Raw genomic sequence first — 6423 nt, forward strand, 5'->3', positions numbered from 1 at the left:
AACCTCGACAAGTACGTCGACGCCAACATGCCGCCGCTGCACTACGCCATGTGCGGCTGCACCGACCTGCCCGGCTACCCCCAACGCTGGAAGTAAGGCCGGGTCGGAATACCGGTCAGACCTGCGTGAATCGCCACTGCTGGTTGGTGGTGCCCTGGCAGGTCCATTGGACCAGCCGTGTGCCGTCGGTCGCCGCGTTGCCGAAGACGTCGACGCACAGTCCACTCAGGACGTTCCTGATGATGTAGACACCCGCGGTCGCCGTCGGGGTCGGTGCCGGCGTTGCGACAGGTACCGGTGTGATGGTGAACCTCTGGTTGTCGTCGTTGTTGCACCGGTACTGCTGCAGGTACGCCCCTGCGGTGGTGGAGCGGGCGTCGACGTCCAGGCACTTGCCGGAGTGGACGGCTTTGAGATTGACGGTGCCACCGCCGGCGTCGATGACCTGCCACCGCTGGTTGTCGGCGCCGGTCCCGGGCCATTGGACGACCGGGGCTCGATCGGTGCCGGACTGCGCCTCGACGTCCATGAGCTTGCCGCTGTGCTCCGCGGTCAGCGTCCACGTCCGCCCGGTGATCGGCGTGGTGCCCGAAGGGCTTGGTCCCGGTGTCGAAGATGCCGTTGGCCCGCGTGTGACCGGTGCCGGTCCGTTGGTTGTGGATCCGGCGGTGACCGGTGGTCGCGGCGGCGTCGGCGGTGGCGCCGCGACGCGGGTGGGCGCGGGTTCCGCCGGTGGCGTGGACACCGCGATCGGCGTGACGACGACACCGGCCACGATGACCGTGCCCGCGACGAGGGAGACGATGGGATGTGCCGCTACGGCAGCCGCGAGCTTGCTGGTCAGCGAGAAGTGCACGGTGCCGGTCGCCGCGGCGCCGGAGGCGGCGTGCGCGAACGAGCTCGCCGCGCCCGTGGCGGCCGCCGGAAGCAGGCCTTTGGCCATGAGGGCGGCGATGAGCGTGGCCGGGACGGGGAGCACGGCGAGGGCTGTGATGATCTTGTCGATCCTGATCAGGTCTGCCGTGGTCGCGGTGCAGACGGCGCAGTCGCGGATGTGCCGGGCGATCCGTTTGCGCCAGACGGTCGACGGCTGCCCGTCCCATTCGGACACGACGGTGTCCAGGCGGGCGCAGCGAGGCTCGGCGGACAGAGCGCTGACGATTCCCCGGCACCGCTCCAGCTGCTCGCGCATCCGCTGCAGACGGACACCGGCGTGCGCGACGTTCACCCCCATGGCTTCGGCCACCTCGGCGCGGCTCATGAGTTCCGCCGTTTCCTGCCACCACAACGACAGCAGTGTCCGGTCGTCCGGATCCAGCCATCGGCTCGCCTCGGCCAACCGGCGTCGCTGCTCGGCGAGCTGCATGTGCAGCACTGTCGTGCGCTCGATGTCCGCCGCGCTGTCCGCGACGTCGGCCGCCTCCTCGATCGCAGTGGTCCGCGCTGCCGCGGACTGCCAGCGGTCCCTGTGTCGGCCGATCTGATGCATCGCCACGGCGGCCAGCCACGGCCGGAAGCTCTCAGGACTGCGCAGGCCCGGCAGGTCTCGCAGCACCAGCAACAAGGTCTCCTGCACGACATCGTCCACGTCGGCGGGGCTGCTCACGGCCCGGCCGACGATGTTGTACAGCAGGGGCAGGCACGCCGAGATCAACTCGTCACGCGCGTCCCTGCTGCCGGCCTGCGCGGCGATGACCAGCGGCGCATAGTCACCCCGGAAGGTCAGGGGCGGAACAGATGGCGGCTTCCGCAGCCGGGGTGCCGGTCCGCCCTGGTTCACGGCGCGAGGAGTGGGCCAGCAGTCGGTTGCAACGCGGCGCACCCACCGTCTCGCTGTCTGTGCATATCAGGTCCCACAATCGCTGTCATGAATGCGCAGGTCGTGCATCGGCCCACCACAGTGGCGACGGAAGACGATGGTGTCAAGATCCCACCGAATGGCGGTCCATTGCGCGAATGGACATAACAATTTTTCCGGGAGCGATTCGGCGACGTCTCGAACGTTCCTCTCGGCGGGCCAACGGGATGCAGTCACGGGCGCACGACACATCGACCCTGCGGCTGCGCAGGGTTGCGCGAAGCATGAGATTCCGGCCCGATCGACTGTCGCTCGCCGCGACGGACAGTCACACTCAGGTTTCCCGGGCCGTGTCTGCGACGCCAAGCGTGCTAGAACCATCTCCAGAAGTCAATATATGAGCAGGTAGGCGGCGCTTTCCGGTCAGCTCGGCCGGTAGAGCGCTCTCACTGGCCTCGTCCGTTCGGCCGGTCGAACTCGGTCGATCAGTGGAGGTTGGGCAACGGCTTTGTTTCGGTGACGTTGCGCCGTTGCGGCCGAACATTGAAACATTTACTCTGCTCTTCGCGACCTTTAGTCGAAACTAGCAAAAGTTCCGGACTTCAACGGCGAAAGTCCCCACGCTACGTGCTCCACCGATGCTCGACCGCAATCATGGCCGTCTTCGATGGTTACGGTCAGTTAGGGGTTTGCAATGCCCGAAACTCCCCCGCTCCTCCGCCTGGGCGGGATCGGCAAGGCCTTCCTCGGCGTGCGCGTGCTGTCCGATGTGGACATCGACGTGCGCGCGGGCGAGGTGCACGCCGTCGTCGGCGAGAACGGCGCCGGCAAGTCGACCCTCATGAAGATCATCTCCGGGGTGTACACCCCCGACGGCGGCACGATCGAGCTCGACGGCCGCGCCGTGGGTTTCAAGGGGCCGCGCGACGCGCAGGCCGCCGGCATCGGGATCATCCACCAGGAGTTCAACCTCCTGCCCGAGCGCACCGTCGCCGAAAACGTGTTCCTCGGCCACGAGCCCGTCCGGCGCGGCCTGGTCGACCGCAAGGCCATGCACGCGCGGACCGCGGAGCTGCTCGCCGCCGCCGGCGAGACGTCCTTCGACCCGGGCGTGAAGGTCGGCCGGCTCGGCGTCGCCCAGCAGCAGGTCGTCGAGATCGTCAAGGCGCTCGCCCTCGACGCGCGCCTGCTCATCATGGACGAGCCGACCGCCGCGCTCGCCGACCACGAGGTCGAGCTGCTCTACGCCCTCGTCCGCCGGCTGCAGGAGCGCGGCATCGGGCTGCTCTACGTGTCGCACCGCCTCACCGAGGTCTTCGACCTGTCCGACCGGATCACCGTGCTCAAGGACGGCCGCCGGGTCACCACCCTCGCCACCCGCGACACGACCGGCGACCAGCTCGTCAAGCACATGGTCGGCCGGGACCTGGCCAGCTACTACCCGCCGCGGGCCGAGCCCGGCGACATCGGCGCGGTCCGCCTCGCCGTCCACAGTGGAGCGAACCACAAGCTGCGCGGCGTCGACGTCGAGCTGCGCGCGGGGGAGATCCTCGGCATCGGCGGGCTGCAGGGCTCCGGCCGGTCCGCGCTCGCCCGCGCGATCTTCGGCGCCGACCCGTTCACCGCCGGCACGGTCGAGCTCGACGGCGCGCGGATCCAGCTGCGCTCGCCCCGCGCGGCGATCCGGGCCGGCATCGCGTACGTGACCGAGGACCGCAAGGGCGAAGGCATCGTCGCCGGCCAGTCGGTGCTCGACAACGCCCTGCTCGCCGGCCGCGCCGTCTTCCCCAGCTGGCGCGGCCGGACCGACCGCACCGTCAAGGTGCGCGACCTGCTCGCCGCCGTCGAGGTCCACGCCGCCGGCGAGGATCAGGAGATCCGCTTCCTGTCCGGCGGCAACCAGCAGAAGGTCGTCCTCGCCCGCTGGCTCGCGCTCGGCCCGAAGATCCTGCTCTTCGACGAGCCGACCCGGGGCATCGACGTCGGCGCCAAGTCCGCCATCCACGACCTCGTCCGCCAGCTCGCCCGCGACGGCGCCGCCGTGCTGATGATCTCCTCCGAGCTGCCCGAGCTGCTCGGCATGAGCGACCGGATCGTCGTCATGCGCGACGGGGCCATCGCCGGACAGCTGCCCGCCGGCGCCAGTGAAGAGGACGTCGTCGGGCTCGCCACCGGCGCGTTGACCGTTGAAGAGGTGACTGCGTGACCGTCGCTCCGCCGGTACCGGCGAAAGCCCCCACGATCAAACTCAAGGTGTCCGCCGCCGGGCCCGCCCGCGGCGTCTACATCGCCCTCGCGCTGACGCTCGTGATCGGCTGGATCGTCGTCGCGATCGACGGCGGGTCGCTGTTCAACCAGTCCACAGTGGTCAGTCTGCTGCACGTCGCGACCGGCCTCGGGCTCGTCGCCGTCGGCCAGACCATCGTCATCCTGGCCGGCTCGCTCGACCTGTCCGTCGCGTACGTGATCAGCATCAGCACCCTCGTCGCGGCCGAGACGATGGCGGGAAGCGACGGCAACATCCTGCCGGCGCTCGGCCTCGTGCTGCTCGTCGCCGCCGCCATCGGACTGCTCAACGGGCTGCTGGTGACGAAGCTGCGGATCAACGCGTTCATCGCCACCGTCGGCGTCGGGCTGCTGCTCAAGGGGTACCTCGACAACGGCTACGACGGCCCGGCGGGCAAGACCGCGCCCGCGTTCGTGCAGAGCCTCGGCTACCAGCGGATCGGGCCCGTGCCGGTCGCGTTCCTGCTGCTGCTCGCCGTCGCCGCCGCGGCCTGGTTCGCGGTGCGCAACACCCGCTTCGGCCACCACCTCATCGCCGTCGGCGGCGACCCCGACGTGGCCCGGCTCTCCGGCGTCCGCAACGACCGCATCCTCATCGTCGCCCACGTGCTGTGCGCGCTGTGCTCCGGCCTCGCCGGGATCTACCTCGCCAGCCGGCTCGGCTCCGGCGCGCCCCGCGTCGGCGTCGAGGGCCTCTACGACCTGGAGTCGATCGCCGCCGTCGTGCTCGGCGGCACCGCCCTCGCCGGCGGCCGCGGCGGGGTCCTCGGCACCGTCGGCGGCGTGCTGCTGCTCGCCAGCATCGACAGCATCTTCAATCAGCTCGAGGTCGACGCGTTCTTCAAGCAGGTCATCCGCGGCGTGATCATCATCGCGGCGGTGGCCGTCTACGCCCGGCGGATGCACCGCCGCCGCACCACGTCCCGGAAGGCGGCAGCATGACGGCCACCGTGTTGGAGAAGCAGAAGGCCAACCTGCTGCGCCCCGGCGGGATCACGCCGATCATCGGGATCCTCACGATCCTGCTGGTGCTCGTCGCCATCCGGCAGCCCGACTTCTTCGCCCCGGCGTCGCTGCTGTCGTTCGTCGGCCGGTCCGCGCCCATCATCCTGCTCGCCGCCGGGCAGTACTTCGTCATCGTCTCCGGCGAGTTCGACCTCTCCGTCGGCTCGCTCGTCACCGCCCAGGTCGTCGTCGCGGCCCGGCTCATCGACAGCGACCCGTCCCGGACCTGGCCGGTGGTGCTCGTCGTGCTCGCCTTCGGCGTCGTGGTCGGGCTCGTCAACGGCCTCGTCACCACGCTGCTGAAGGTCCCGTCGTTCATCACGACCCTCGGCATGTACCTGATCCTCGTCGGCGCCGTCTACCTGTGGTCCGACGGCGCACCCAAGGGCGGCCTGTCCGAGGAGTTCCGCCGCTTCGGTCGGCGCGCGTTCGAGGACGTGCCGCTGCTCGGCCGGGTGCCCTACGCGCTGCTCATCCTCCTCGGCGTGGCCGCCGTCGCGGTCGCCGTCACCCGCTCCGACTTCGGCCGCACGCTCGTCGCCGTCGGCGGCAACCCGCGCACCGCCGAGCTCACCGGCGTCCGCGTGTGGCGCACCAAGACCATCGCGTTCGTGCTCAGCGGCGTCTTCGCCACCGTCGCCGCGATCCTGCTCGGCGGCTACAGCGGCGTGTCGTTCCAGGCAGGCGCCGGCCTCGAGTTCGGCGCGATCACCGCCGTCGTCCTCGGTGGGGTCGTCCTCGGCGGCGGCCGCGGGGCCGTCGCGGGCGCAATGCTCGGCGCCCTGACCCTCGAGACGCTTTTCGCGCTGCTCAACTTCTACGGCGTCTCCGGCGCCCTCAGGTCAACCGTCCAGGGCCTGATCATCCTCATCGCCGTCGCGGTCGGAGCACTGCGCCGCCGCTGAGGCGCCGCAACCGGATCGCCGCGCCGCCGCTGAGGCGCGCACCCCACACCCCATCCCGAGGAGAACACGTGAGACGAACCACGTCCGTCGCCGCGGCCATGACGGCCGCGTTGCTGATCCTGACCGGCTGCGCCACCGACGAGCCCACCACGAGTGCGTCCGGTACTGCGTCGTCCACCGCGGCCGCCGGATCCGGCACCGGCGAGCAGTCGAAGTTCTTCGTGCAGGCCGATTACGACAACGAGTTGTCGTTGTTGCAGGCCACCGCCACCGGCCCCGCCGACAAGCCGTGGGAGCAGGTGCTCAACCCGAAGCTGGTGGATACGGCGAAGTTCAAGAAGGCCGGCCCGTACAAGGTGTGCTTCTCCAACGCCGCGTTGAACAATCCGTGGCGGCAGGTCGGGTTCAAGGTGATGCAGGCCGAGGTCG

Annotated in this window: 4 protein-coding genes and 1 pseudogene; 4 read left to right on the top strand and 1 reads right to left on the bottom strand. The window is 70.0% G+C overall.

Annotated features, from left to right (window positions below; genetic code table 11):
- Positions 1 to 115 precede the first annotated feature (115 nt).
- Complete coding sequence (locus ABZ321_RS58040; RefSeq protein ID WP_344509415.1) at positions 116 to 1780, bottom strand: sigma-70 family RNA polymerase sigma factor; 1665 nt, start codon at positions 1778 to 1780, stop codon at positions 116 to 118.
- Between the two features lie 712 nt (positions 1781 to 2492).
- Here ABZ321_RS58040 and ABZ321_RS58045 point away from each other — a divergent pair.
- The 4 genes and pseudogenes from ABZ321_RS58045 to ABZ321_RS58060 form a co-directional block, all read left to right on the top strand.
- Positions 2493 to 4004 (top strand): sugar ABC transporter ATP-binding protein, encoded by a 1512-nt coding sequence (locus tag ABZ321_RS58045; RefSeq protein WP_354905645.1) that lies wholly within the window; start codon positions 2493 to 2495, stop codon positions 4002 to 4004.
- Positions 4001 to 5026, top strand: coding sequence for an ABC transporter permease (locus tag ABZ321_RS58050; protein WP_344509419.1), 1026 nt, complete (start codon positions 4001 to 4003; stop codon positions 5024 to 5026). The genes ABZ321_RS58045 and ABZ321_RS58050 overlap by 4 nt, the downstream gene beginning before the upstream one ends.
- Positions 5023 to 5994, top strand: a complete 972-nt coding sequence (locus ABZ321_RS58055) for an ABC transporter permease (RefSeq protein WP_354905647.1) — start codon at positions 5023 to 5025, stop codon at positions 5992 to 5994. Before ABZ321_RS58050 ends, ABZ321_RS58055 begins: the two co-directional genes overlap by 4 nt.
- A 68-nt stretch (positions 5995 to 6062) precedes the next feature.
- A pseudogene (locus ABZ321_RS58060) lies at positions 6063 to 6423 on the top strand (ABC transporter substrate-binding protein); the annotation flags it as partial.

Source organism: Dactylosporangium sp. NPDC006015 (assembly GCF_040614215.1).
Taxonomy (GTDB): domain Bacteria; phylum Actinomycetota; class Actinomycetes; order Mycobacteriales; family Micromonosporaceae; genus Dactylosporangium; species Dactylosporangium maewongense.